The sequence below is a fragment of the Gemmatirosa kalamazoonensis genome (assembly GCF_000522985.1).
Taxonomy (GTDB): domain Bacteria; phylum Gemmatimonadota; class Gemmatimonadetes; order Gemmatimonadales; family Gemmatimonadaceae; genus Gemmatirosa; species Gemmatirosa kalamazoonensis.
The window spans coordinates 4,198,041-4,222,244 of record NZ_CP007128.1; the positions used below are offsets into that span (position 1 = coordinate 4,198,041).

At 72.0% G+C, this 24,204-nt stretch carries 23 protein-coding genes; 8 read left to right on the forward strand and 15 right to left on the reverse strand.

Annotated elements, in window-relative coordinates; genetic code table 11:
• Window positions 1–60: 60 nt before the first annotated feature.
• Both J421_RS18350 and J421_RS18355 read right to left on the reverse strand, forming a co-directional pair.
• Window positions 61–213 carry a lmo0937 family membrane protein gene (locus J421_RS18350; protein ID WP_104022785.1) on the reverse strand — a complete coding sequence of 51 codons (153 nt, stop codon included), beginning with the start codon at window positions 211–213 and terminating at the stop codon, window positions 61–63.
• Between the two features lie 103 nt (window positions 214–316).
• The gene (locus J421_RS18355; RefSeq protein ID WP_148306384.1) at window positions 317–748 is read right to left on the reverse strand and encodes a hypothetical protein; all 432 of its coding nucleotides are present in this window, start codon (window positions 746–748) and stop codon (window positions 317–319) included.
• Between the two features lie 62 nt (window positions 749–810).
• On the opposite strand from J421_RS18355, the gene J421_RS18360 reads away from it, so the two are divergent.
• Both J421_RS18360 and J421_RS18365 read left to right on the forward strand, forming a co-directional pair.
• Complete coding sequence (locus J421_RS18360; RefSeq protein ID WP_025412637.1) at window positions 811–1,485, forward strand: VTT domain-containing protein; 675 nt, start codon at window positions 811–813, stop codon at window positions 1,483–1,485.
• 41 nt (window positions 1,486–1,526) lie between these two features.
• The gene (locus J421_RS18365) at window positions 1,527–2,126 is read left to right on the forward strand and encodes a superoxide dismutase (RefSeq protein ID WP_104022786.1); all 600 of its coding nucleotides are present in this window, start codon (window positions 1,527–1,529) and stop codon (window positions 2,124–2,126) included.
• 123 nt (window positions 2,127–2,249) lie between these two features.
• On the opposite strand, the gene J421_RS18370 is transcribed toward J421_RS18365, so the two are convergent.
• Together J421_RS18370 and speA are read right to left on the reverse strand one after the other, a co-directional pair.
• Window positions 2,250–2,987 (reverse strand): YIP1 family protein, encoded by a 738-nt coding sequence (locus J421_RS18370; protein WP_025412638.1) that lies wholly within the window; start codon window positions 2,985–2,987, stop codon window positions 2,250–2,252.
• A gap of 111 nt (window positions 2,988–3,098) precedes the next feature.
• On the reverse strand, window positions 3,099–5,057 hold the full coding sequence (gene speA / locus J421_RS18375) for a biosynthetic arginine decarboxylase (RefSeq protein ID WP_025412639.1): 1,959 nt from the start codon (window positions 5,055–5,057) through the stop codon (window positions 3,099–3,101).
• Window positions 5,058–5,155: 98 nt separating this feature from the next.
• Here speA and J421_RS18380 point away from each other — a divergent pair, with 98 nt between their 5' ends.
• The gene (locus J421_RS18380) at window positions 5,156–6,238 is read left to right on the forward strand and encodes an App1 family protein phosphatidate phosphatase (protein WP_104022787.1); all 1,083 of its coding nucleotides are present in this window, start codon (window positions 5,156–5,158) and stop codon (window positions 6,236–6,238) included.
• Between the two features lie 87 nt (window positions 6,239–6,325).
• On the opposite strand, the gene J421_RS18385 is transcribed toward J421_RS18380, so the two are convergent.
• From J421_RS18385 to J421_RS18405, 5 genes are all read right to left on the reverse strand, one after another.
• Window positions 6,326–7,156: an ABC transporter permease gene (locus J421_RS18385; protein WP_025412640.1), complete on the reverse strand. Its 831-nt coding sequence runs from the start codon at window positions 7,154–7,156 to the stop codon at window positions 6,326–6,328.
• A complete protein-coding gene (locus J421_RS18390) occupies window positions 7,153–8,166 on the reverse strand; it encodes an ABC transporter ATP-binding protein (protein WP_025412641.1) in 1,014 nt (337 codons plus the stop codon). The genes J421_RS18385 and J421_RS18390 overlap by 4 nt, the downstream gene beginning before the upstream one ends.
• Window positions 8,167–8,176: 10 nt before the next feature.
• Window positions 8,177–8,770 carry a PadR family transcriptional regulator gene (locus tag J421_RS18395; RefSeq protein WP_025412642.1) on the reverse strand — a complete coding sequence of 198 codons (594 nt, stop codon included), beginning with the start codon at window positions 8,768–8,770 and terminating at the stop codon, window positions 8,177–8,179.
• Between the two features lie 267 nt (window positions 8,771–9,037).
• The gene (locus J421_RS18400; protein WP_104022788.1) at window positions 9,038–9,826 is read right to left on the reverse strand and encodes a TIGR00266 family protein; all 789 of its coding nucleotides are present in this window, start codon (window positions 9,824–9,826) and stop codon (window positions 9,038–9,040) included.
• Between the two features lie 116 nt (window positions 9,827–9,942).
• Window positions 9,943–12,921 carry a S9 family peptidase gene (locus tag J421_RS18405; RefSeq protein ID WP_025412644.1) on the reverse strand — a complete coding sequence of 993 codons (2,979 nt, stop codon included), beginning with the start codon at window positions 12,919–12,921 and terminating at the stop codon, window positions 9,943–9,945.
• Between the two features lie 173 nt (window positions 12,922–13,094).
• Between J421_RS18405 and J421_RS18410 the strand changes: the two genes are divergently transcribed.
• Window positions 13,095–13,937 carry a class I SAM-dependent methyltransferase gene (locus J421_RS18410; protein ID WP_025412645.1) on the forward strand — a complete coding sequence of 281 codons (843 nt, stop codon included), beginning with the start codon at window positions 13,095–13,097 and terminating at the stop codon, window positions 13,935–13,937.
• Window positions 13,938–13,947: 10 nt separating this feature from the next.
• Here the strand turns inward: J421_RS18410 and J421_RS18415 are convergent, their stop codons facing one another.
• Together J421_RS18415 and J421_RS18420 are read right to left on the reverse strand one after the other, a co-directional pair.
• Window positions 13,948–14,400 (reverse strand): hypothetical protein, encoded by a 453-nt coding sequence (locus J421_RS18415; RefSeq protein ID WP_025412646.1) that lies wholly within the window; start codon window positions 14,398–14,400, stop codon window positions 13,948–13,950.
• Between the two features lie 59 nt (window positions 14,401–14,459).
• Entirely contained in the window at window positions 14,460–15,143 is a 684-nt protein-coding gene (locus J421_RS18420; RefSeq protein WP_025412647.1) for a Dph6-related ATP pyrophosphatase, read from the reverse strand.
• A 29-nt stretch (window positions 15,144–15,172) separates the two neighbouring features.
• Here J421_RS18420 and J421_RS18425 point away from each other — a divergent pair, with 29 nt between their 5' ends.
• On the forward strand, window positions 15,173–15,748 hold the full coding sequence (locus tag J421_RS18425) for a DUF502 domain-containing protein (RefSeq protein ID WP_025412648.1): 576 nt from the start codon (window positions 15,173–15,175) through the stop codon (window positions 15,746–15,748).
• Window positions 15,749–15,765: 17 nt separating this feature from the next.
• On the opposite strand, the gene J421_RS18430 is transcribed toward J421_RS18425, so the two are convergent.
• Together J421_RS18430 and J421_RS18435 are read right to left on the reverse strand one after the other, a co-directional pair.
• Window positions 15,766–17,937, reverse strand: a complete 2,172-nt coding sequence (locus J421_RS18430) for a serine/threonine-protein kinase (RefSeq protein ID WP_025412649.1) — start codon at window positions 17,935–17,937, stop codon at window positions 15,766–15,768.
• A gap of 19 nt (window positions 17,938–17,956) precedes the next feature.
• On the reverse strand, window positions 17,957–18,865 hold the full coding sequence (locus J421_RS18435) for a hypothetical protein (protein ID WP_025412650.1): 909 nt from the start codon (window positions 18,863–18,865) through the stop codon (window positions 17,957–17,959).
• 128 nt (window positions 18,866–18,993) lie between these two features.
• On the opposite strand from J421_RS18435, the gene J421_RS18440 reads away from it, so the two are divergent.
• Window positions 18,994–20,352: a hypothetical protein gene (locus J421_RS18440; RefSeq protein ID WP_148306385.1), complete on the forward strand. Its 1,359-nt coding sequence runs from the start codon at window positions 18,994–18,996 to the stop codon at window positions 20,350–20,352.
• An 87-nt stretch (window positions 20,353–20,439) separates the two neighbouring features.
• The gene (locus tag J421_RS18445) at window positions 20,440–21,213 is read left to right on the forward strand and encodes a Clp protease N-terminal domain-containing protein (RefSeq protein ID WP_025412652.1); all 774 of its coding nucleotides are present in this window, start codon (window positions 20,440–20,442) and stop codon (window positions 21,211–21,213) included.
• Here the strand turns inward: J421_RS18445 and J421_RS18450 are convergent.
• Window positions 21,203–22,102: an alpha/beta fold hydrolase gene (locus tag J421_RS18450; protein ID WP_025412653.1), complete on the reverse strand. Its 900-nt coding sequence runs from the start codon at window positions 22,100–22,102 to the stop codon at window positions 21,203–21,205. The genes J421_RS18445 and J421_RS18450 overlap by 11 nt on opposite strands.
• Window positions 22,103–22,123: 21 nt before the next feature.
• Here J421_RS18450 and J421_RS18455 point away from each other — a divergent pair, with 21 nt between their 5' ends.
• The gene (locus tag J421_RS18455; RefSeq protein ID WP_236646271.1) at window positions 22,124–23,455 is read left to right on the forward strand and encodes a metal-dependent hydrolase family protein; all 1,332 of its coding nucleotides are present in this window, start codon (window positions 22,124–22,126) and stop codon (window positions 23,453–23,455) included.
• A gap of 22 nt (window positions 23,456–23,477) precedes the next feature.
• Here J421_RS18455 and J421_RS18460 read toward each other — a convergent pair whose 3' ends face one another.
• Entirely contained in the window at window positions 23,478–24,188 is a 711-nt protein-coding gene (locus J421_RS18460) for a hypothetical protein (RefSeq protein WP_148306386.1), read from the reverse strand.
• Window positions 24,189–24,204: the final 16 nt, after the last annotated feature.

Consider the following 24,204-nt stretch of genomic DNA (forward strand, 5'->3'; position numbering starts at 1 on the left):
GCAGCGCGGGGAGCGACCGCGGTGGCGGCGCTCCCCGACGCTCACGTCCGTTCCGGCGCCCTACGCTACGGGACGACGGCCCGTGATGAGGCGGTACAGGACGACGATCACCGCGAGCACCAGCAGGAGGTGGATCAACCCGCCCGCGACGTGGAACACGCCGAAGCCGAGGAGCCACAGGACGAACAGCACTACCGCAAGTGTCCAGATCATAGATGACCTCGTGTGACGGTGGGCCAGCGCTGTGCTCTAAGGCAACCCCCATACCGCCGTACTCGGCGGAGCTCCGGTTGGGCGCCGGAAGGTGTGTTGGGCATCACGCGTGCCCGCGCGGCTCCTCGGGTCGCTCGGCGACCTCCTGCTCCCCGCCGCGCACGAACTCGCGCTCCATGCTCGACTGCGCCGCCAGGCGGCCGAGGAGGATGCGGGCGGCGCGGACGTCGTGTCCCACGTCGATGAGCAGGTTCGCGAGGTCGCCGACCCCCCACAGCAGTCCGGCGAGGACGACGAGGCGACTGGCCTCGGTCAGCAGCGTCGCGAGCGCGTCGCGGCCCTGCTGATACAGCCCCGTGACGACCTCGAGCACGAGCAGCAGGACGAGGAAGATCGCGATCAGGCGGAACAGCTTCGACAGGTAGCCGAGTCCCGTGTACGGCTCGACGTCGGAGGCGCGCACCTGCATGAGCGGATCGGCCGCACCACGCCGCGTGACGTGCTCTCCTCCCCGTGTCGTCTCGTGCTCAGTCATGCCTCCTCTCCGGTTCGCTCTCGCTAGCTTTCGCGCTTCGTCCGTTCCCTCTACCCAACGTCATGAACTTCTTCAGCGAGCTGCTGCATCGCCTGCGCGACCTGCCCGCGCTCGTGCAATGGGCCGGCTACGTGGGCCTGTTCGCGATCGTCTTCACGGAAACGGGACTGTTCTTCGGGTTCTTCCTCCCCGGCGACTCGCTGCTCGTGACGGCGGGGCTGCTCGCGTCGCAGGGGCTGCCGCTCGACGTGCGCACCCTCGGCTTCCTGCTCTCCGGCGCCGCGATCCTCGGCGACAACACGAACTACTGGATCGGCCGCATCTCCGGAGAGCGCATCTTCACGCGCGAGGAGTCGCTGCTGTTCAAGCCGAAGCACCTGCAGCGCGCCGCCGACTTCTACGCGAAGCACGGCGCCAAGACCGTGGTGCTTGCGCGATTCATGCCGATCGTCCGCACGTTCGCGCCGCTCGTCGCGGGTGCCGCGCGCATGCCGTACCGCACCTTCCTCACGTTCAGCGTCATCGGCGGGCTGGCGTGGATCTGGAGCATGCTGGCGATCGGCTACTTTCTCGGCAGTCGCTTCCCCGGCGTGAGCGAGCATCTCGAGCTCGTGATCATCGTCGTCGTGCTGCTCTCGATCTCCCCGGGCATCGTGAGCTGGCTGCGCACGCGGCGCGCCGCTGCGACGGCGGGAGCGGGCGCCGGCGACGTTGGAAGCGGCGGCCGGCCCCGCTAGATTCGCGGCCGTCAACGACCCTCGCACACGGAGTGCACGCCATGCCTCATTCGCTGCCGCCCCTGCCGTACGCCCCCGACGCGCTCGAGCCGCACATCGACGCGCAGACGATGCAGATCCACCACGACAAGCATCATCAGGCGTACGTCACGAACCTGAACGCCGCGCTGGAGAAGGCGCCCGACGTCGCGGACCGTCCGCTGGAGCAGCTGCTCGCCGACCTGAACGCGGTGCCGGAGGCCGTGCGCACCGCGGTGCGCAACAACGGCGGCGGCCACTGGAACCACTCGCAGTTCTGGCGGTGGATGGGCCCCAACGCGGGCGGTGAGCCCGGCGGCGCGCTCGGTCAGGCGATCACGTCGTCGTTCGGCGACTTCGCGAAGTTCCGCGACCAGTTCAAGGCCGCCGCGACGGGCCGCTTCGGCTCGGGGTGGGCGTGGCTCGTCCGCAAGGGCGGTGGCCTCGCGATCACGAGCACGCCGAACCAGGACAACCCGCTCATGGACGGCGTGCGTCCCGAGGACGTCCTGCTCGGCCTCGACGTCTGGGAGCACGCGTACTACCTGAAGTACCAGAACCGCCGGCCGGACTACATCGACGCGTGGTGGAACGTGGTCAACTGGTCGCAGGTCAAGTTCTGAGACGCGGCGTAGCGGCGTAGCTGCGTGGCTGCGTGGCTGCGTGGCTGCGTGGCTGCGTGGCTGCTGCGTGGGGCTGTGTGAGAGCATTTCACGCAGCCACGCAGCCACGCAGCCACGCAGGCGTCACCCCGCCATCTGCCGCAGCGCGCTGAGCACGATGAAGGCGCCGCCGAGCAGCCACACCACCGCGGCCGTCATGTAGCCCTGCGTGCGCGACACGCGGCCGACGATCGCGATGCCGATCCCGAGCAGCGCCGTCGTCCACAGCGTGCCGACGTCGAGGCGGCTGAGGAGCGCGGCATATACGGGCGACGCGTCCGCGCCCAGCATGGCGGCGGGGCTCAGCGTGAGGCCGAACTGCGTGCCGACCTCGCGTCCGGTGGCGAGCGAGAAGCCGGTGACGATCGCGCCGAGCAGCAGCCGCGGGAACGACGCGAACGTCGTCACCATCGCCGCCTGGGAGTACGAGGCGCTGCTGCCGAACGCCTTGCCGACGAGCCACAGCACCAGCGCCGTGATGAACAGCGTCAGCGGGATGAGGATGATCGGCACGATGAGCGCGAACGGCGAGTCGATCGCGCCGCGCATCCGGTTGCCGATGCTCTCCTTCTGGTCGGCGGAGATGTTCGGGTTCGCGTTGATCTTCTCGATCGCCTGGTCCATCTGCCGCTCGAATACGGGACGCATCACCGGACGCGCCGCATAGAGCATCACGGCGCTGAGGATCGCGTAGAGGAGCAGCGCCAGCCCGAAGCCCGCGTTCCGGCGGCGCTCGAACACCGCGGCCGGCTGGTAGAAGACGTCGACGATGTCCTCGAGCACCGAGGGGCTCTTGGTCGCGGTGGCGGCGGGAGCGGTCATGAGGGCGGGGAGACGACGGGGGGGAAAACTACGGAGGTCCGCTCAGTATGCGGACCTCCGCGCGCTCCGAGCAAGCCGTCTTACGAAATGCTAACGCGGCGCGCCGACGCGTCAGCGCGCCGCCTCGCCCTCGAGGTACGTGTAGCCCTCGAGCCCCGCGACGTAGTCGGCGACGAACGCGTTCGCCTCCTGCCGCGAGAGCCCCTTCGCCGAACCGACCTTGCGGCGCCACGTCGTGAGCAGCGTCGCGGCGTGGAACTGCACGTAGTTCAGCACCTCGGTCACCGTGTCGCCGTGCACGAGGTCCGTGATGTCGTAGCCGCGCTCCGTGAACTTCACGTGCACCGCGTTCGTGTCGCCGAACAGGTTGTGCAGGTCGCCGAGGATCTCCTGGTACGCGCCGGTCAGGAAGATGCCGAGCACGTAGTCCTCGCCGTCGCGGAACTCGTGCAGCTCGAGGCTCGGCCGGCCGGTCTTGTCGCCGACGAAGCGATCGATCTTGCCGTCCGAGTCGCACGTCACGTCCTGCAGCGTGCCGCGCCGCGTCGGCTCCTCGTCGAGCCGGTGGACGGGCATGATCGGGAAGAGCTGGTCGATCGCCCAGTTGTCGGGGAGCGACTGGAACAGCGAGAAGTTGCAGAAGTACCGGTCGACGAGCGTGGCGTCGAGCTCCTTCAGGATCTCCTCGTACTCGTCGCGGTCGCCGTTCACGACGCGCGAGATCATGTTCATCTGCGCGAAGTAGATCTGCTCCGCGGCGGCGAGCCCGCGCAGGTCCAGCACGCCGCTGTTGAACAGCTGCCGCGCGCGGTCCTTGTCGAAGCTCGCGTCGTGGTAGACCTCGAGCACCTTGCGCGGCGTGAGGCGGCCGCGCTTCAGCAGCTCGTAATCCTCCACCATCTCGTGCAGCAGCGCGTGGTCGTCGTCGGTGATGGTGGGGAGCGGCGGCTCCGCCTGGCTCTCGACGTCGATGACGCGCAGGAGCAGCAGCGCGTGGTGCGCCGTGAGCGCGCGTCCGCTCTCCGAGATGAGGTGCGGCATCGGCACCTCGTTCTCGCGGCACGCCTCGGCCATCGTGTACACGATGTCGTTCGCGTACTCCTGCAGCGTGTAGTTCACGCTCGCGTTCGACGACGACGATGCGGTGCCGTCGTAGTCCACGCCCAGACCGCCGCCGACGTCGACGTGCGTGACGTCCACCCCGATGTGCCGCATCTCGACGTAGAAGCGCGCGATCTCCTGGAGCCCCGCCTTGATGAAGCGGATGTCGGGGATCTGGCTCCCGAGGTGGAAGTGCAGCAGCTTGATGATGTCGAGTCGGCCCGCGTCGCGGAGCCGGTCGATGAGCTTCACGATCTGCACGGCGTTCAGCCCGAACTTGGACTTCTCACCGGCGCTCTGCGCCCACCGGCCCGCGCTCTCGGTGGCGAGCTTGATGCGCACGCCGCACGTCGGCGTCACCCCCAGCTCGTCGGCCACCTCCAGCAGCACGTCCACCTCGCTCAGCTGCTCGATCACGATGAACACCGTGTGGCCGACCTTCTGCCCCATGAGCGCGAGGCGCATGAACTCGTGGTCCTTGTAGCCGTTGCACACGATGATGTGCTCCGTGCTCTCGGACAGCGCGAGCACCGCCTGCAGCTCCGGCTTCGAGCCGCACTCCAGGCCAACCCCGTAGGGTTGGCCATATTCAACGATCTCCTCGACGACGTGCCGCTGCTGGTTCACCTTGATCGGATACACGGTCGTGTACCCGCCCCCGTACTCGAACTCCTTGATCGCCGCGCGGAAGCGCTGGCTCAGCTGCTCGATGCGCGAGCGCAGGATGTCCGAGAAGCGCAGCAGCACCGGCAGTGCGACGCCCTGCTCCTCGAGGTCGCGCGCGAGGTCCAGCAGGTCGAGCTCGCGCTCGGGGTGAGCCCGGTCGGGGCGCACGACGACGGTGCCGCGCTCGCTGATGTCGAAGAAGCCCGCGCCCCATCCCTCGATGTTGTAGAGGGCGCGCGCGGAGTCGATCGTCCACGGCTCCGCCGGAGCGGGCGTCGTGATGGGGTCGGTCGTGGTCGCCATGCGCGGAGAACTTAGACGGTGACGGTCGCCTTCGGTACCGATTCGGCCGGGGCGGGCTCCGCGGCTCCGTCGCGCAGGCTCCGCGCCGCGGAGGTCGCGTGAGCGACCAGCGCCGGTGGGTCGACCGGCTGCTCCGCATCGCGGAGTCCGTCGAGGACGGCGTGGACCTCGTGCGCCACGAGATCCGCGACCGACTCGGCGGCAAGCGCTCGCTGCGCGTCGTCGCCTACCGCAGCTACGGCACGCCGCGTCGCGTGCGCGTCGTGGGCCGCGTGCTGCGCGACGAGGCGGTGGCGCCGTCGGTGGAGGGCGCGAGCTCCTGGCGCAACCTCGTCGACACGTACCGCCGCTTCGAGACCGACGAGGTGCCCGGCGCGCGCGTCGCCGTCGACGTGGGCGGCGTGCGCGTGGAGGCGAGCGCCGACCGCGAGGGCTACTTCGAGCGCGACATCGACCTGCCTAACCCGGTCGCGCCGGGCGTGCACGAGGCGCGCGTCACACTGCTCGAGCCGCGCGGCGACGCGCCGGTGACGACGATCGCCCGCGTCCACATCCCCGCGGCGACGGCGCGCTTCGGCATCGTGAGCGACATCGACGACACCGTCATCCGCACCGACGCGACCGACATCGTGCGGATGATCCGCGCCGTGCTGCTCGGCAACGCGCACACGCGGCTCCCGTTCCCCGGCGTCGCGGAGCTGTACCGCGCGCTGCGCGCCGGTCCCGGCGGCGCGTGCGACAACCCGCTGTTCTACGTCTCCAGCTCCCCGTGGAACCTGTACGACGTGCTCGACGAGCTGTTCGCGCTGCGCGACATCCCGCCCGGGCCGGTGCTGCTGCGCGACTGGGGCTTCGACGCCGAGGGCGGTGGGCTCCCGACGCGGCACGCGGGACACAAGCGCGCCGCCATCGCGCGCATCTTCGAGACGTTCCCCGCCCTGCCGTTCATCCTCGTCGGCGACAGCGGCCAGGAGGACCCCGAGATCTACGCGTCGCTCATGCGCGACCATCCGCGCCGCGTGCTCGCCGCGTACATCCGCGACGTCCATCCGGAGGCCTCACGCCGCGACGCCATCACGCGCCTCGCGACGGAGCTCGCCGCCGAGGGCGGCACGCTCGTGCTCACGCCGGACACCGCGGCGGCGGCGCTCCACGCGCGGCAGCACGGCTGGACCGATTGAACCGCAGAGGACGCAGAGGACGCAGAGGACAACCAATCCTTGTTGGTTTGGTTGTCCTCTGCGTCCCCTGCGTCCTCCGCGGTTCAATCACTGAAAGGCACGCCGCATGAAGGAGCGCGTGCCGAGCCACGAGAACAGCGCGAGAAGACCCAGCAGCGCCAGCGACACCACGGCCAGCGGCATGTGCGGCATGCTCGGCGTGAGCGTGCCGCGCATTCCCTCCGCGACGTACACGAGCGGGTTCGCGAGCACGGCGTACTTCATCACCGGCACCGCGTCCAGCCCGCGCCACGGGTAGTACGCGCAGCCGAAGAAGATCATCGGCGCGATGATCGCGCTGAACATCAGCCCCACGTGCTGCGGGCTGATCGCGGTGCCCATCCACAGGCCTAACGCGGAGAACGCGAGCGCGCCGAGCACCGTGACCACGAGCGCCGCGCCGAGGTGCGAGAGCGTGAGCCCGGGGATCGGGCCCATGAGCAGCCGCGCGATCGGCAGCACCACCGCCGCCCCGAGCACGCCCTGCAGCGCGCCCGCGACGATCTTCTGCGCGACGAGCAGCCCGCTCGGGATCGGCGCCAGAAGCCGGTCCTCGATCTCGCGCGTCCACCCGAAGTCGGCCACCATCGGCAGCGCCACCGACTGCACCGACGACATCGTGAGGCTCACCGCGAGGATCCCCGGCAGCATCGCCGCGCCGTAGCTGCCCTGCACGAAGCCCATCTTCGGCAGCAGGTAGCCGAACACGATCACGAACAGGAGCGGCTGCATCAGCGTGCGCACGAGCGTGAACGGCAGCTCGCGCACCGCCACGCGTAAGTCGCGCCGCATGAGCGCCGCGAACGCCGACGCCGCGGACGGCGCCGCGCGCGTCGCCGCCGCCGCGGGCACCGCGGCCGAGAGAGTGCCGCCGGTCACGTGAGCTTCCTCCCGGTGAGCGAGATGAACAGCGTCTCGAGGCTCGGCGGCACGAGGTGGATGTCGTGCACCTGCCGGCCGGCCGCTTCGGCGGCGAGGAGCAGCGGCGGGATCGCCGCGCCGCCGCGCTCCGCGTACACGCGCAGCACGCGCCCCCGCGCCTCCGCGCGGCTGACGCCCGCGACGCACTCCGCCTGCGCGACCACCGGCGCCGCGTCGTCGTCGAGCGTCAGCTCCACGAGCGTGCCGCCCGGCGCACGCGCCTTCAGCGCCGCCGGCGTGTCGAGCGCGAGGAGCTTGCCCTGATCGACGATCGCCACGCGGCCGCAGAGCTGGTCCGCCTCCTCCATGTAATGGGTCGTCATGACGATGGTGCGTCCTTCGGCGTGCAGGCGGCGGAGCACGTCCCACAACGCGTGACGCGCCTGCGGATCGAGTCCCACCGTCGGCTCGTCGAGGAACACGACCTCGGGCTCGTGGATCAGCGCGCGCGCGATCATGAGGCGCTGCTGCTGACCGCCCGACAGCTCGTCCACCTTCCGGTCGCGCTTCTCGGCGATCTCGAACTGCGCGAGCAGCGCGTCGGCGCGCTGCGCGGCGGCCGCGCGCGGCACGCCGTAGTACGCGGCGTGGAACAGCAGGTTCTCGACGACGGTCAGGCTGCGATCCGCGTTCGGGCGCTGCGGCACCACGCCGATGCGCCGCCGCACGCCGACGGGATCACGCGCGACGTCGGCACTGCCCACGCGCGCCTCGCCCGACGTCGGCAGCACGCGCGTGGTGAGGATGCCGATCGTCGTCGTCTTGCCCGCGCCGTTAGGCCCGAGGAGCCCGAAGAACTCTCCGGCACCGATCGTCAGGTCGAGCGCGTCGAGCGCCACCACGTCGCCCGCGGGCGGCGGACCCATGGCGGCGCCCGGCGGCGCGAACGTGGTCGGCCCCCGCGGCGCTTTCCGCGCGGGCGCCCGGTACACCTTGCGCAGCGCGCGAGTCTCGATCGCGACCGACACGCGCGCGCCCTCAGCCGAGCGTCTCGATGTCGTGCTCCGCGCGCTCGATGATGTCGCGCACCTTCTTCAGCAGATCGCGGTCGCCGCGCGATTTGCTCGCCGTCTTGAACGCGGCGCGGCCGAGCGCACCGAACGCGCTCGCCAGCTCGCCGAACAGCTCCACGCCCGCGCCGGCGACGTGGCTCACGCGCTCGAACACGTCGTCCGCCGCCGTGCGGTGCTCGGCGAGATGCTTCCGCCCCTCGTCGGTGATCTCGTAGATCTTGCGGCCCGCCCCCTCGTCCACGGCGCGCGCGTAGCCGAGCTCCTCGAGCAGCGTCAGCGTCGGGTAGACGGCGCCGGGGCTCGGCGAGTACATGCCGCTCGTCTTCTCCTCGAGCGCCTTGATGATCTCGTAGCCGTGGCGCGGCTTCTCCTCGAGCAGCTTGAGGACGACGAGCTTGAGATCCCCCTGCTCGAACATCCGGCCCCAGCCGCCGCGTCGTCCGCCGCCGCCGGGCCGCTTGCCGGCAAAGATGCCGATGAAGTTGCCGAAGTCGGGGTCGCCCTCCCGGGCGTTGCACCACTGCCAGCCGTCGGCCGTGCGCGAGAATCCAGTGAACATCGATCCCTCCGGGCGCGGGTCACGATATAACGTGCGATATATCTTTCGCTAAGATATAACGTACGATATATCGCGCAAGATTCGCCGTGCGCGCCGGCTGCAGCGTGCCCCGCGCTGCCTCCGTGGACGACCGGAACCCCGCGAGTATTGGACGCGGATCGCGCGGATCGCGCGGATCACGCGGATCGAACGAATCCGCGCGATCCGCGTGATCCGCGTTCCGACCACACCGGAGCCCGCCCCGCCTCGGAGGGCCGCTCGGCGGAGCTACCGATCTCCGTCCAGCAGCGAGCCGAGCCCGCCGAGCACCGACCCCTCCTCCCGCCGGCTGCCGCCCGCCCGCGGCGACGCCGCGATGATACGGTCCGCCAGGCGCGAGAACGGCATCGTCTGGAGCACCACGCGCCCGGGGCCCGTGAGGCTCACGAAGAACAGCCCCTCGCCGCCGAACAGCGCCGTCTTGATCCCCGGCACGGTGCGGATGTCGTACGTCACGCTCGGCTGCATCGCCACGAGGCAGCCCGTGTCGACGCGCAGCTCCTCGCCCGGCGCGAGATCCATCGACACCAGCGTCCCCGACGCGTGCACGAACGCCAGGCCGTCGCCCTCGATCTTCTGCAGGATGAACCCTTCACCGCCGAAGAAGCCCGCGCCGAACTTCCGCGTGAACGCCACCGTCACGTTCACGCCGCGCGCCGCGCACAGGAACGAGTCCTTCTGACAGATCAGCGTGCCGCCCCACTCGCGCAGGTTGACCGGGAGGATCTTCCCCGGCGTCGGCGACGCGAACGCGACGTCCGTGCGGCGCGAGCCCGCGTTCGCGAACAGCGTGACGAAGAACGAGTCGCCGGAGAGCAGCCGCTTGCCGCCGGAGAGCAGCTTGGAGAACAGGCCGCCCCCCTGGTTGTTCGGATCCAGCGTCGTCGCCATCTGGATCCCCTCGCGCATGTACAGCATTGCGCCCGCTTCGGCCACCACGGCCTCGCCGGGGTCGAGCGTCACGACGACCGCCTGCAGGTCGTCGCCCAGGATCCTGAAATCGATCTCGTCGGCCATGAGCAGTTCTCTCCGTTAGGCGTGCACCTGCGAGCGCCACCCGAGCGTCGAGCGTGGAGCGGGGAGCGTGGCAGCGAACGGCGCTCCACGCTCCCCGCTCCACGCTCCCCGCTCATTCAGCGCGGCAGCGTGGCCTGTCCGGCGCTCGTCGCGGTCGATTGCGCGTTGACGGGTGCCAGCTGATCGCGCCCCTTGTTCACGAACGGGATTCCCTTCTCCATCCACTCCGGCGCCGGCTCCCCCTTCAGCTTCGCGGCGAAGAACTGCTGCATGCGGCGGTCGATGTCGAGCTGGTTCGCGCGCTTGCGGGGATTGTGCCCCTCGCCGTTGTACTCCACCAGGTACGCTTCCTTGCCGAAGCGCTTCAGCGCGATGAACAGCTCGATCCCCTGGTACCACGGCACCGCGCCGTCCGCGTCGTTCGACATGATGAGCACCGGCGTCGTGATGCGCGGCACGTAGAACAGCGGCGAGTTCTCGATGTAGCGCATCGGCGCGTCCCACAGCGTGGCGCCGATGCGGCTCTGCCCGCGCTCGTACTGCTGCACGCGCGAGTTGCCCGACTCCCAGCGGATGCCGCCGTACGCGCTCGTCATGTTCGCCACCGGCGCGCCGAGGAACGCCGCCGCGAACATCGGCGTCTGCGTCACGATGTACGCGCTCTGGTAGCCGCCCCAGCTCTGCCCGCCGATGCCGACGCGCTTCGGATCGACGAAGCCGCGCGCGACGATGGCCTGCACGCCGGGCACCACCGACTTCAGCGCGCTCTGGCCCGGATAGCCCGTGGTGTACGCGATGTCCGGCGTGAACACGACGTAGCCGTTCGACGCGTACACGGTTGGGTTGATGCGGTTGCGGCCCGCCGGCGCGTCGTACGCGTACAGGTTGTCGGACATCTGCTCGTAGTACGTGACGAGCATCGGGTACTTCTTGCTCGGGTCGAAGTTCGCCGGCTTGTACACCACGCCCTGCAGCGGCACGCCGTCGCCGTTCGCCCACTCGAACAGCTCGGCCGAGCCCCACGCGTACTGCTTCTGCTGCGGGTTCGCGTCCGTGACCTTCGTCAGCCGGTCCAGCCGCTCGCCCACCCACACGTCGGGGAACTCGGTGAAGCTCTGACGCGTGACCGCGTAGACGTCCGCGTCCGCCGCCTTGATCGGCGCGCCGAACTTGTACGCCGCCATGACGATGCGCTCGGGCGGCGTCGCCGCGTCGAGGCGCTCGCGGTAGAAGCCGGACTCCTTGCTCCTGTCGTCGAACGCGCTGAGGAGCAGCGGCTGCGACGGGTCGACGACCGTCGCGTCGCCGCCGCGGAAGCGTCCGCGCGCGCCGCCCGTGCTCACGAGGCGGAACTGCACGTGGGTCTTCGTGCCCACCGAGTCGGTGACGACCTTCGCCGGACGAGCGCCCGACGGGTCGAGCTCCCACACGTCGTAGTGCGAGTACACGAGCACCGACCGGTCGTCGGCGGTCCACGCGGCGACGCCCCACGGCTGCGGGTCGCTCGGCGTGTCCCACGTCTCCTGATCGAACCGCACGCCGGTCAGCTTCGCCGTGAGGTCGGTCGTCTTGCCGCTCTGCGCGTCGTACGCGTGCCAGCCGTGGTCGGCGAACCACACCACGTAGCGGCCGGCCGGCGACAGCTCGGCGCGGAAGCGCACGTTCCTCGCCACGGGCTTCCGCGCGCCGGTGCGCGTGTCGAGCAGGTAGACGTCGTTCGCCCCCTCGCCCCACAGCGCCTCGAGCGCGTACGGCACGTTCGTCACGGCGAGCGCCTCGCGCCCATCCTCGCTCAGCGACACCTGCGGGATGGAGTCGTTCGTGAGCTGCAGCCACTTGCCGGTGCCTAACTGGTACACCGCGGTGTAGCTGCGGCCGCGGTCGCGCGCCGCCTCGAGCCGCTGCTGCGGCTGGAGCCGCGTGTCCTTGTAGTTCCACAGGTCGAACACCGCCTTGTCGGCGAGCGAGTCGGCCGGGATCGAGTCGAGCCGCGGAGGCGTCACCGAGAACACGACGGCCGAGCCGTCGCGGGTGAAGCTCACGCCGCGGTCGCTCAGCAGTCGGTCCGCCGCGAGCCCGGCCGGCGTCACCAGCGCGCGCGTCGTCGGGGTCGCGGCGAGTCGCGCCTGGTACAGCGACATGCGTGGCCGCGCCGCGGCGGAGTCGGCGTGGTCCGACACGAACGCGACCTGCTTCTGCGCGCGATCGAACGTGAGCGCGCGATAGCTTCCCTTCCCGCTCAGCAGCGCGACCTCGGCGCCGATGCCGGACGCGCCTAACGCGCGCACGAACGCGCCGTTGTGCGACTCGGCACGCGACGCCGTCGTGTACGCGAGCCAGCGGCCGCTGTCGGCGAACGCGTACGTCGTGACGTCCTCGATGCGCGTCTCGTTGCCGCTCGCGAGCTCGCGCACCACCAGCGTGGCGCCGGTCTCCTGGCGGCGGCCGCCGCGGCGCGCCGTGGAGTCGCCACTGATCGGGCGCGGCGTGCCGCCGGGCGTCGCCGCCGCAACGCCGGGCGTTCGCGCGGAGTCGGCTCCGCGGCCGCCCGCGCTGTCGCCGCCCGCGAGCAGGTACGCGATCCAGCCGCCCGCCTCGCGTGGCATCGCGAACGAGCGCACGCGCGGCACCGTCGTCACCTTCCCGTCGGCCAGCGACACGATCGCCAGCGACGTCGCCGGCTGGTCGGCCGCACGTCGGCCGCGGCGCGCGCGCTCGAACTCCGCGCGCGACGCGTACGTCAGCGCGGCCACGACGCGTCCGTCGTACGAGAACTGCGGCGGCGGCGCGGTGAAGCCGGAGTCGGCGTTCGGCTGCAGCTGCGGCCGGCCGACGTAGCCGCGAGGCACCCGCCACTCGGTGCTCCCCTTCGTCGAGCGGACGACGAGGTCGCCGTCGCCGACGGCGGGCACGAGCGAGTAGGCGAGCCAGCGGCCGTCGCGCGACAGGGTGGTCCCCTGGATCGACCGCCAGATGTCGTAGTCGGCCTGGGTGATGACCCGGCCCGCGCCCTGGGCATGGGACTGGGCCGCGCTCAGCGCGGCGCCGAGCGCCAGGAGCGCGCCGCGGCAGACGGTTCGGTGAAGCGTTCGCATGTCCTGCGTGGAAGGGAGGTTGCGCGGCCGCGCAAGGCTCGGCGGCGCCGCACCTAGCATACGCGGACGCCGGAGTGGCCGCTGAGCGGCGCCGGCCGCCCAACCATCGGCGGCATTGTTCGTCGGCCCCCGGCGCGGCAGTGTCCGTGGCTCACGACCCACCGGAGGATCGGATGGCCACCCAGGCGGTCTCGCCGCCGACCACCGCGCCCGCGCCGCCCGCGCGGCCGAACGCGTTCTGGTCGGATCTGTCCGATCGCTTCCTCCGCCACGCGGGTCTCCGGCGCGGCATGCGCGTCCTCGACGTCGGCACCGGCGTCGGCGACCTGGCGATCCTCGCGGCGCGCCTCGTCGGGCCCACCGGGTACGTCGTCGGCATCGACCGGGATCCTACGGCGCTCGCCGTCGCGCGCCGGCGTGTCGACGGCGCGGGGCTGCCGCACGTCGAGCTCCGCCTGGCCGACCTCCTGGCGTTCGCCGACACGCTCCGTCCCGACCTTGGCGCGTTCGACGCGGTCATCGGCCGCTTCGTGCTCGATCGGATCGCCGACCCGGTGGCGGCGCTGCGCGAGATCGCGTCGCTCGCGAGGCCGGGCGGTGTCGTCGCGTTTCAGGAGTACGACTTCACCGCCGCGATCGCCGCCGACGCCGTATGGCCGCCGGTGCCGTCGTTCATCGCGGCGCTCGACCGCATGGTGCACGCGCTCGACGCGTCCGGCGCCGACACGACGATCGGCTGCAAGCTCCGCCGCTACTTCGAGAGCGCCGGCCTTCCCGAGCCGCTCGTCACCGCGTCGGCGTACATCCAGGGCGGACCCGACTCGACGATGTACGACATGATCGCCGACGTGACGCGATCGCTGCTCCCCGCGATCGAGCGCGCGGGACTCGGCACCGCGGCCGAGATCGACGTCGACACCCTCGCTGCCCGGCTGCGCGCCGCGATGACCGCGGCCGACGCGAGCGCGCGCTCCCCGGACCTCGTCGCCGCGTGGTGTACGCTGCCGTCGCGATGAGCCGCCCCGATCAGTCGACCAGGAACGCCCGGCGATAGACCGACGGCGCGGCGCCTTGAACGGACTTGGGTGCGAGAATGAGCGCGTCGGCCGTGATCGTCCCCACGAGGTTCGGTGCGCAGCTCATGAGCGCGTTCGGCGGGCACGGCGTGAACGAGCCGATCTCCACCTGCGAGCCGCTCACGCGGTACTCCATGTCGCTGCGGTACGTCTCGATGCGCGGCGTCTCGCTCCCGAACCGGTAGCGGTACGTCGCGCTGCGCGTCACGCGCGGCGGCGGGCCGAACTCGAGCGACTCGAGCACGAGCTGCGTCGTGTCGCCCACGGTGCCCGAGAGGAGGATCGGCGGCGTCAGCTCGCCGCTGCGCTCGAGCACGTAGACCTGTCCGGCGATCCGGGTCGGCGCGAGCGCATCGTCGGCACACGACGCGGCGACCGCGAGCGATCCGACGGCGAGGAGCATGGAGCGGCATGTGTGCATCATACGCGAGCATACCCCGCCACGCGTCCCGCCGTCACCGCTCACGTCGTCGGCAGCAGGTCGCAGAACACGAAGCCGTCGCGCTCCACCACCTCGCCGCGCGTGACCTCCACGGGCGCGCGGAAGATCGGGCCGTCGTGGACGAACGTGTGGAACTCGCCGTTCTCGCCGCACGGGTCGGTGCTCGGCGGCAGATCGGCGAGCAGCGTCTCGTCGTACTCGCGCCCGCAGAGCGACGCATCGATCTGGCGCGGATCGACGCACACCAGCACGGCGCGGAAGCCGAGTGCCACGAAGCGGTGCGCGAGCGCATGCGTGTCCTCGCCCCAGAGCGGGAACTCCGGCGCGAGCGGCAGCGGCGCGAGCAGCCGCTCGCGGTAGGCGCGCACGTCCTCCAGGAACAGGTCGCCGAACACCACGCGGCGTCCGCCCTCGGCCGCGTACGCGGCGAGCGCGTCGCGCGACACCGACTCGTACACGTCGTTCGTGCACCCGCGCGGGATGCGCGCCACCCGGAGCGGCAGCGCGAGCGCGCGCGCCTGCGCCTCGAGCAGCGCCACGCGCACGCCATGCATGCTGATCCGCTCGTACTCGTCGGTGACCGTCGTGAGCAGCCCGTCCACGTGTGCCGACGGGTCGGCGAGCACGCGGTGGAGCGCGAGCGAGCTGTCCTTCCCCCCGCTCCAGCTCACGAGCGTGCGGGTGCGTTCGGGCGTCGGGTCCATGCGCGGACGATAACGAGTAACTTCCCGGCATGCGTGCCCTGATCAACTACTTCCTGCGCGGCCTCGTCGTCGTCGCGCCGCTCGCGTTCACCGCCTACGTATGCTGGCGGCTGTTCGTCGCGATCGACAGCTGGCTGCCGTTCGCCGTGCCGGGCGTGGGCTTCGTCGTCGCGATCGGGCTGTTCACGCTCGTCGGCTTCCTCGCCTCCACGTTCCTCGCGCGCGGCCTGTTCGCGATCGTCGAGTCGGTGCTCACGCGGCTCCCGTTCGTGCGACTGCTCTACACGTCGACGAAGGATCTGCTGAACGCGTTCGTCGGCGAGCAGCGGCGCTTCGACAAGCCCGTCCTGGTCACGATCCTCCCGGAGGCGGGCGGCCGCGCGATCGGCTTCGTCACCCAGGACGCGCTCGAGCACCTCGGCCTCGAGGGTCAGGTCGCGGTGTACTTCCCGCTGTCGTACAGCGTCGCGGGGCACATGGTGCTGTTTCCCGCCACGCGCGTGGAGCCGCTGCGCGCCGACAGCGCCGAGGTGATGGCGTTCATCGTCTCCGGCGGCGTCACGCGCATCGCGGCGCCCGCCGCGCCCGGACCGACGAGCGTCTGACCGCGCGCTTCAGCGCGTCACAGCGCGGACAGCTGCTCGCAGAGCGCCGCGGCGCTCTGCGGTCGGTCGGCGGGATCCTTCGCCAGCGCGCGCAGCACGATGTCGGCGAGCGCGCGCGGCACCTGCGGGTTGAGCGCCACGGGATCGACGGGCGCCGACTCCAGCGCTTGCGTGAGCACGGTGAGCGGCGACTCTCCGCCGGAGAACGGCGGCCGCCCGACGAGCGTCTCGTACAGCACGACGCCCACCGCGTAGATGTCGACGCGCGGGTCCACCGGACCGCCGCGCAGCAGCTCCGGCGCCATGTACGCCGGCGTCCCGAACAGGGCGCCCGATTCCGTTAGGCCGCGCGTCGACTCCAGCAGCCGCGCCGTGCCGAGGTCCATCACCTTCAGCACGCCCGCCGGCGTGACGACGAGGTTGTGCGGCTTGATGTCGCGGTGCACCACGCCGCGCGCGTGCGCGTGGTCGAGCGCGCGACAGAGCTGCTTGCCGAGTCCAAGCACCACCGGCACCGGCAGCCGCCCGCGCTCGAGCAGGATCTGACGCAGCGTCGGTCCCTCGACGTACTCCATCGTGAGGAAGTGCAGCCCGTCGGCCTCGCCCAGCTCGTACGTCTGCACGATGTTCGGGTGCGACAGCCGCTGCGCGACGTGCACCTCGCGCTCGAGCCGGCTCTGCGACACGGGGTCCGACTGCAGCACGTCGGGGCGCAGCACCTTCAGCGCGACCGGCTGACCGTTCGATTCGTCGGTCGTGAGGAACACGACGCCGACGCCGCCGGCGCCGATCATGCGACGCACTCGGTAGCGCCCCGCGAATCGCTGGCCGCTGCGCAGCGCCGCGGCGGCGGCGAACGCGTCGAGCGGCGCCGCCGGGGCCTTCGCCGCGGCGGGAGCCGCGTGAGGCGCCGCGTGAGGCGCCGCGTGAGGCGCCGCGTTAGGCGCCGCGCTCGGCGGCGCGGCCGCGGGATCCGCCGACACCGCCACCTGGCCGCTCGGCGTGCGCACGGTGGTGTCGTGCGCGCGCGCCGACCCCGGCTCGCCGATCGGCCGCAGATCCCCCGACGGCGTGGTCTGCGGCGGGCGCACCGGTGTCAGGCGCGCGAACTCCACCAGCACCTGCTTCTCGCGCAGGTCGACCAGCATGCTGCGGAACGCCTCCGCCAGCACGCCCACCTCGTCGCCCGTGCGCGCGCGCGGATCGGCCGAGTAGTCGCCCGCGGCCGCCTGCCGCGCCGCCGTCACGAGCCGCGCGAGCGGCCGCGTGGTCTGTCGCGCCACCGCGAAGCTCACGACGAGCGCCAGCCCGAGTCCCGCGATCCCGGCGAGCAGGATCGTGCGCTCCAGCTCGCGGAACGGCCGCAGCTCCGCCGCCTGCGAGTGCAGCACCGCGAGGCCGCCCAGCACGCGCCCGTCCGCCGCGCGCAGCGGCGTCGCCAGCCCGTAGAACTCCTCGCCGCCGAGCCGCACCTCCGACGCGCGCGCATCGGCCGGACGCGCGGCGAGGGCCTGCACGGCGCGCTGCAGCGTCGGCGCGTCCGGCAGCGTCGACGCCACGACTCGCGGCGTTGCGCCCTCGGAGCCGTCGGGCTGCAGGTACACCACCACGTCGCCGCCGGCCGCGGTGCCTAACGCGCGCGCCGCCGCGGCGTCGAGCGGCAGCGCCGCCATGAGCGCGCCGGCGAGCTGTCCCGGCGTGGGCCCCTCGACCGGCACCGCCACGGCGTGGAACAGCGACGAGTCGCCCGCGCGCCCGTACGCCGCCACTGCCTCGCCGGCGAGCGCGCGCTGGATCAGCGACATCGAGCCGAGCGCCACCGGCGGCGCGTGCGGCTCGTCGCTCTTCGCGAGCCGCACGCCGCGCGCGTCGGTGAGCTGCACCCACTCGGCGCCGAGTCGGTCCGCAGCCTCGCGCGCCTGGTCCAGCGCGTCGTCGGGCGAGCCGTTGGCGAGCAGCGAGCGGAACGCCGGGATCTGCACGAACACCCGCGCCGCGTCGAGCAGCACGCGTGCGCGCGCGTCGAGCTGCGTCGCCACCTGGGCGCGGATCGCCGCGATGCCCCGCTCCGCCGCCGCCGCCGCCGCGCGCTGCGCGGCGCGCGCCGTGAGGTACAGGCTCCCGCCTAACACGGCGGCGACGACCAGGGCGGTGCCGAGGAAGATCCGCCACGCGAGCGGGAAGCGCACTCGCGCGCGCGGCGAGGCGTCAGTAGGCGTCACGCGTGACCATGGAGTACGGCTGCCCGAACTTGTTCAGGTGCGCGGTGGGCCGGAAGCTGCGGGCGTCGAGCGTGACCTGAACGTCGGGCAACGGACGCTCGCCGACGGTGATGGTCGTCACCTGCTCCGGCGCGCGCTCGTGCCATGCGTGCACGCGATACCGCCCCGCGGGCACCCCGTCGATGGAGAACGCCCCGTCCGGGCGCACCTGCGCGTGAAGCGCCGACGGCACCGCGACGACGAACGCGCTCATCTTCGAGTGGATGTTGCAGTAGATCGCGTACGTCCCCGCGCGGCGGAACGTCACGCCGCGGCTCTCACCTCGCGAGTAGAGCCCGAGGTCGAACGCGCCGCCCGACGTCGTCGAGAACACGTTGTGGCTGAACGGATCGCGGTTCGGGAACTCGACGAGCCCGCCCACCTCCACGACGCGCACGTGCGGCTCGAACGTCTTCTGCCGCATCGCCATCACCGTGGAGCGGATGGCGCGCGGCGCGGGCAGGGCTGCCGGTGCGACGCTCTCGATCGGTGCCGGTCGCGGCGTCGTGGCGGGCACCGACACCGCGGGCGCGCTGTCCACCAGCACGCCGGCCGGGAGCGTCGCCGCCGGGCCGCCCGCGAGCTGCACGCGCAGCTGCCGCACCGCGTCGCGCAGCTCGGCTACCGTCTGTCGCAGCTCGCGCATCATCTCCCACAGCGCGGACACGGTGTCGCGCGGCGCGGCCGCCGCGAGGGGTGGCGGCGTCGGCGCGGGCGTCGGTGCCGGCGCGACGGCCACGGGACGCGGCGGTGGCGCGACCAGCTCGAGGTACACGATCGCGTCACCCACCTCGCGCGACGGGCGCGCGTCGGGGCCGAGCAGCGTCACGTGGCCGCTCACCGTGGTCGGCGCCACGAGTCGTGCGGGTTCGCGCTGGCGTGCGGCGCCATTCGCCGAGATGATAGACGCGCCCGCACCCACTCCGAGAGCGGCGACTGCCCTGAGCTTGACCATTGGTGGCTCACATGTCCGGGAAGAGGTCCATGATCCGACTCGTCGCCGTACGCCAGAGCCCGCCGGTGATGCTGGCGGCCGTGCTCACGTGCCTGTGCGCCGCGCCCGTCGTCGCGCAGACACCCGATCAATCCCCACAATCCACCATTCCGCGAACGCTCGCCGATACGGCGACCGATTCGCTGCTCGTGCGACTCCGACGAGCCGAAGAGGCCATCGCGCTGCTGCAGCAGCAGCTCGCCGCGCAGGCGGCGAGCGCCACGCAGACGGAATCGCGCTCGAGGTTCGACATCGGCGGTCGAGTGCTGATGAACACGTTCTACAACACGTGGCGCGTGAACAACGCCGACGTCCCGCAGTTCGCCCGCCCCGACACGAATGTCGCCGGCCGGTTGTTGCACGGCGGACTCGGCGCGGGACTGCGGCAGTCTACGCTGCGCGGCACGGCGTTCGTGCCGCAAGTAGTCGGCGCCGACTTCAACGGAGATATCGAGGTCGACTTCTACGGCGGTCAGCAAGCGAGCCCAGGCGGACGCAACTTCCCGCTGCTGCGCATTCGCACCGCGCGCGGCGCGCTGCGCTGGCCGTGGGCCGAGGTCATGATCGGCCAGGACAATCCGCTCGTCGCGCCGGTCGAGCCGGTGAGCGTCGCGGCCGTCGGCGTGCCGGAGTTCGGCACCGCGGGCAACCTCTGGCTGTGGCTCCCGCAGCTGCGCCTGACGATCGAGCACGCCGACAGCGGGCTCCGCGCCGGGTTGCAGCTCGCGGTGCTCGCGCCGACGAACGGCGACGCGGCGGGCCTCTTCGACACCGGTGTCGACCAGGCCGAGCGCTCGCGGCGACCGTATCTCGAGGCGAGGGCGCGCGTGCGCTGGGGCCCGGAGGACACGGGTGGCGAGATCGGCTTCGGCGTGCACCGCGGATGGCTCGCGGCGGCGAACAACGACACGCTCATCGGCACCGACGCGCTCGTCGCGAGCGCGATCCTGCCGTTCCACTTCATCGAGCTGCGCGGCGAGGCGTTCACCGGCAAGGCGCTGCGCGGCCTCGGCGGTGGCGGCATCGCGCAGAGCGTGAACGCGCGGGGCGAGCCGGTGCGCACGAAGGGCGCGTGGGCGCAGATCAATCTCCGCGTCGCGTCGCTCGTCACGCTCGGCGGCGGCTGCGGCGCCGACACGCCGAACCGCGCCGATCTCCCGACGCCGACCCCCGCAGCGGTCGCCGCGACGCGCCTGCGCAACGCGGTGTGCGAGGGGCACGTCGTCGCGCGCCCCGACGGACCGATCGTGCTCGGCTTCACGACGCGCCGCACGTGGACGACGTACGCGCCGCCGATCTACTCCAAGGCCAACCAGCACTTCAACCTCACGGTCGGCTACGCGTTCTGATCGGGCGGTCGCGCGAGTGACGGGCGCGCCGCCGCGCGAGTTGGATTCTCCGAGTGCGTCGACCACCCCGGACCGTTAGGCACCGCCATGGCATTCCTCGTTCAGCTCGGACGGTCGCGACAGATGCAGGGATACAACTTCACCGAGCATGTCCGCCGCCTGCTCGCGATGGCTCGCGAGGAGGCGATCCGTCTGCATCACGAGTACGTCGGCACGGAGCACATCGTGCTCGGCCTCGTGCGACTGCGCGAGGGCGTCGCCGTGACCGTGCTCCACAACCTCGGCATCGACGTCGACCGCATCAGACGGACGATCGACGCCACCGTGAAGGCGGGTCAGCCGGAGGGACGCCCGGGGCCGGACCTGCCTTACACGTCGCGGGCGAAGAAGGTGCTCGAGCTCGCGATGACCGAGGCGCGCGAGATGCACCACACGTACGTCGGCAGCGAGCACCTGCTGCTCGGGCTCCTGCGCGAGGAGCGCGGCATCGGCGCGCAGGTGCTCGTCGACGCCGGCCTCTCGCTCGCCGCCGCGCGTCAGGAGACGCTGCGACTCGTCGGCGCCGGCACCCAGCCGATCCAGCTGCCGCCCCTGCCGCCGCCGCTCGAGCCTCCTCCTGCGGCACCGCCGTCGCCGGCGAAGAGCGTCGACCGCGACCGCGAGGAGATCGCGTGGCGCCGCCTTCACCACGCGCTGGACATCTCGCAGCGCCTCGGCACGCGTCCGACGCTCTCGCTGGTGCGCGACGCGACAGGCAATCGCCTCACGGTGTCGCTCGGCCCCGACCTCACGCTCACCGTCGAGTTCCCGCCCGACGTCGACATCGGCGTGAAGCCGACCGGCGAGCCGCCTAACGCCTGAGGAAGTCGACCAGCGCTGCGTTCACGGCGTCGGGCGCATCGGACTGCACGAAGTGGTGCGCGTCGGCGAGTCGCACCACGCGCAGATCGCGCACCCACCGCTCGAGCCCCTCGGCGTTCGCCGGCACGAGCGCGCCGTCGCGCATCCCCCACACGACGAGCGTCGGCTGGGTCGTGGGCGCGTGCTCGACGGCCGCGCTCTGCACGAGCGATCGCTTCAACGCGCGATAGTACGACAGCGCCGCCTTGAGGGCGCCCGGGATGCGCCACGACGCGCGGTACGCATCGAGCGCCGCGTCGCTCGGCGCGCGATCTCGACCGTGCTCGACGCGCAGCACGCGCGCGAGCGCGGCGAAGTCGTCGCGCCGCAGCAGGAGCTCCGGCAGCCACGGGATCTGCACCGCGCCCACGTACCACGACCGCGCGAGCTGCGCCGGGTGTCGCGCCAGCTCGCGATAGCGTGCCGGATGCGGCGCGTTCATCACGACGAGCCGCTCGAGCGCGTCCGCGTGGCGCACGGAGAGTCGCCACGCGATCACGCCGCCCCAGTCGTGTCCGACCACGGCGCGCGCCGGTCCGCCGAGTCGCGCGATGGCTGCGGCGACGTCGGCGGCGACGCGCGCGCGCGTGTAGTCCTCGACGCGCGGCGGTCGCCCCGACAAGTTGTATCCTCGGAGGTCGAGCGCGACGGCGCGGTAGCCCGCTGCCGCGAGCACGGCGAGCTGGTGTCGCCAGCCGAACCAGAACTCCGGAAAGCCGTGCAGCAGCACCACGAGCGGTCCGCTGCCGCGCACCACGTAGTGCAGCCGCACGCCGTCGCCCTTCACCCAGCCGTCCGTGCCGCCGCCGAGCGCCGCGCCGCTCGTCGGCATCGCGCGCCAATCCGTCATCGCGCACCCGCCGTCATTCGCATGCTCTCTCCTCGTTCTCGCCGCGTCGCGCTGGTCACGCTCGGCATGCCGTGCACGATCGTCGGCGCATCTCGCGCGCCCGCGCAGCCGGCGCCGTCGGCACCCGACACGAGCGTCGCCGTCCTGCTCCGCCCCGACCGCGTGTACGACGGCACCGACGCCGCCGCGCACGCCGGATGGGTCGTGCTCGTGCGCGGCGATCGCATCGTTGCCGCCGGCCCCGCGTCGTCGGTCGCGGCGCCGGCGGGCGCGCGCACGGTGGATCTCGCGGGCACCACGCTCATGCCGGGGCTCATCGACGCGCACTCGCACGTGCTGCTGCACCCGTACAACGAGACGCCGTGGGACGACCAGGTGCTGCACGAGCCGCTCGCGCTCCGCGTGGCGCGCGCCACGAACCATCTGCGAGCGACGCTCATGGCCGGCTTCACCACGCTGCGCGACCTCGGCACCGAAGGCGCCGGCGACGCCGACGTGGGGCTCAAGCAGGCGATCGACCGCGGCATCATCCTTGGCCCGCGCCTCATTCCGTCGACGCGCGCGATCGTCGCCACGGGCAGCTACGGGCCGAAGGGGTTCGATCCGCGCTGGGACGTGCCGCAGGGCGCGCAGGAAGCGGACGGCGTCGAGGGTGTCACGCACGTCGTGCGCGAGCAGATCGGCCATGGCGCGGAGTGGATCAAGCTCTACGCCGACTACCGCTGGGGGCCTAACGGTGAGACGCGCCCGACGTTCTCGGAGGACGAGCTGCGCGCGGCGGTCGAGACGGCACGCTCGTCGGGGCGCGCGGTCGTCGTGCATTCGAGCACGCCGGAGGGGATGCGCCGCGCCGTGGTGGCCGGTGTGGAGACCATCGAGCACGGCGACGGCGGCACGCCGGAGGTCTTCCGGCTCATGGCGCAGAAGGGCGTCGCGCTCTGCCCCACGCTCGCCGCGGGCGACGCCATCCTGCAGTACCGCGGGTGGAAGAAGGGCGTCGATCCCGACCCGCCGTCCATCCGCGCGAAGAAGGCGTCGTTCAAGGCCGCCCTCGACGCCGGCGTCACGATCGCGAGCGGCAGCGACGTGGGCGTGTTCTCCCACGGCGACAACGCGCGCGAGCTCGAGATGCTGGTCGACTACGGCATGACGCCGATCCAGGCACTACGCGCCGCCACGTCCGTCGACGCGAAGGTGCTGCGCCTGGACGACCGAATCGGCCGGGTCGCGCCCGGACTGCTCGCCGATCTCGTGGCGGTCGCCGGCGATCCCACGCGCGACATCGCCGCGGTGCGGCAGGTGCGGTTCGTGATGAAGGGCGGGCGCGTCGTCCGCTCGCCCGCCCTTCCCTGAGTCCCGCCCGCCCGCGTGGCGACTACGGCGTCTTCGCCGCCGGCACCGGTGGGGGCGTCGTCGTCTTCTGCGGGTGGACGACCGCGGAGTTCGCCGGCGCTACCGGCTTCGGCGGCGCGGAGTCCTTCGCGATCGGCGCGCGCAGCACCTTGGCGGCGGTCGTGAAGAAGCTCCGCACCTCCTGGCCCTGCTGCGCGAGCGGCTTCGTGAGCGAGATGACCGTCGCCTTGTCGTTCAGCGGCTGCGCGGCGGTCGTCTGCCGGAGCGCGTAGCCCACGGCGAAGAACGCAGCCTGCGTGGCGTTCGTGTACTGGCTCGCCTTCAGGTTCGGCATCCGCAGCGTGTCGGCCATCGCGCGGATCATGTTCACCTGCACGCCGGCGAGCGGCACGCGCTCCTGGAGAGCCCCGGCGAGCAACTGCAGTCCGTCACCGACGTAGGCCGCCTGCTGATCGCCGCCGCTCGGCATCTTCGACGTGTCGGCCCACGTCGCGAACTGCGCGGACGGGCCGGCGGCGGCCGCCGGTGCCGTCACGGGCGCGGGCGGTACGTTCTTGGCCGCGGCGGCCGCCGCGGAGTCGGTGGCCGGCGTGGCGGCCGTCGAGTCGGCGAGGGCGGGCGTCCCGCCGCCGCGCCGAGCGAGAATCGCCCACACGATCGCGGCCACGACGAGCAGGGCGAGCACCACCTTCCAGAGGGGCGTGCCCCGGCGTTCGAATTCGATCTCTGCCATCTGGCGTGTTCCTGTG

Coding starts and splice junctions, on each gene's coding strand:
- J421_RS18350 (WP_104022785.1), bottom strand. CDS start 213: ATGATCTGGACACTTGCGGTAGTGCTGTTCGTCCTGTGGCTCCTCGGC.
- J421_RS18355 (WP_148306384.1), bottom strand. CDS start 748: ATGACTGAGCACGAGACGACACGGGGAGGAGAGCACGTCACGCGGCGT.
- J421_RS18360 (WP_025412637.1), top strand. CDS start 811: ATGAACTTCTTCAGCGAGCTGCTGCATCGCCTGCGCGACCTGCCCGCG.
- J421_RS18365 (WP_104022786.1), top strand. CDS start 1,527: ATGCCTCATTCGCTGCCGCCCCTGCCGTACGCCCCCGACGCGCTCGAG.
- J421_RS18370 (WP_025412638.1), bottom strand. CDS start 2,987: ATGACCGCTCCCGCCGCCACCGCGACCAAGAGCCCCTCGGTGCTCGAG.
- speA (WP_025412639.1), bottom strand. CDS start 5,057: ATGGCGACCACGACCGACCCCATCACGACGCCCGCTCCGGCGGAGCCG.
- J421_RS18395 (WP_025412642.1), bottom strand. CDS start 8,770: ATGTTCACTGGATTCTCGCGCACGGCCGACGGCTGGCAGTGGTGCAAC.
- J421_RS18400 (WP_104022788.1), bottom strand. CDS start 9,826: ATGGCCGACGAGATCGATTTCAGGATCCTGGGCGACGACCTGCAGGCG.
- J421_RS18405 (WP_025412644.1), bottom strand. CDS start 12,921: ATGCGAACGCTTCACCGAACCGTCTGCCGCGGCGCGCTCCTGGCGCTC.
- J421_RS18410 (WP_025412645.1), top strand. CDS start 13,095: ATGGCCACCCAGGCGGTCTCGCCGCCGACCACCGCGCCCGCGCCGCCC.
- J421_RS18415 (WP_025412646.1), bottom strand. CDS start 14,400: ATGCTCCTCGCCGTCGGATCGCTCGCGGTCGCCGCGTCGTGTGCCGAC.
- J421_RS18420 (WP_025412647.1), bottom strand. CDS start 15,143: ATGGACCCGACGCCCGAACGCACCCGCACGCTCGTGAGCTGGAGCGGG.
- J421_RS18425 (WP_025412648.1), top strand. CDS start 15,173: ATGCGTGCCCTGATCAACTACTTCCTGCGCGGCCTCGTCGTCGTCGCG.
- J421_RS18440 (WP_148306385.1), top strand. CDS start 18,994: ATGATCCGACTCGTCGCCGTACGCCAGAGCCCGCCGGTGATGCTGGCG.
- J421_RS18445 (WP_025412652.1), top strand. CDS start 20,440: ATGGCATTCCTCGTTCAGCTCGGACGGTCGCGACAGATGCAGGGATAC.
- J421_RS18450 (WP_025412653.1), bottom strand. CDS start 22,102: ATGACGGATTGGCGCGCGATGCCGACGAGCGGCGCGGCGCTCGGCGGC.
- J421_RS18455 (WP_236646271.1), top strand. CDS start 22,124: ATGCTCTCTCCTCGTTCTCGCCGCGTCGCGCTGGTCACGCTCGGCATG.
- J421_RS18460 (WP_148306386.1), bottom strand. CDS start 24,188: ATGGCAGAGATCGAATTCGAACGCCGGGGCACGCCCCTCTGGAAGGTG.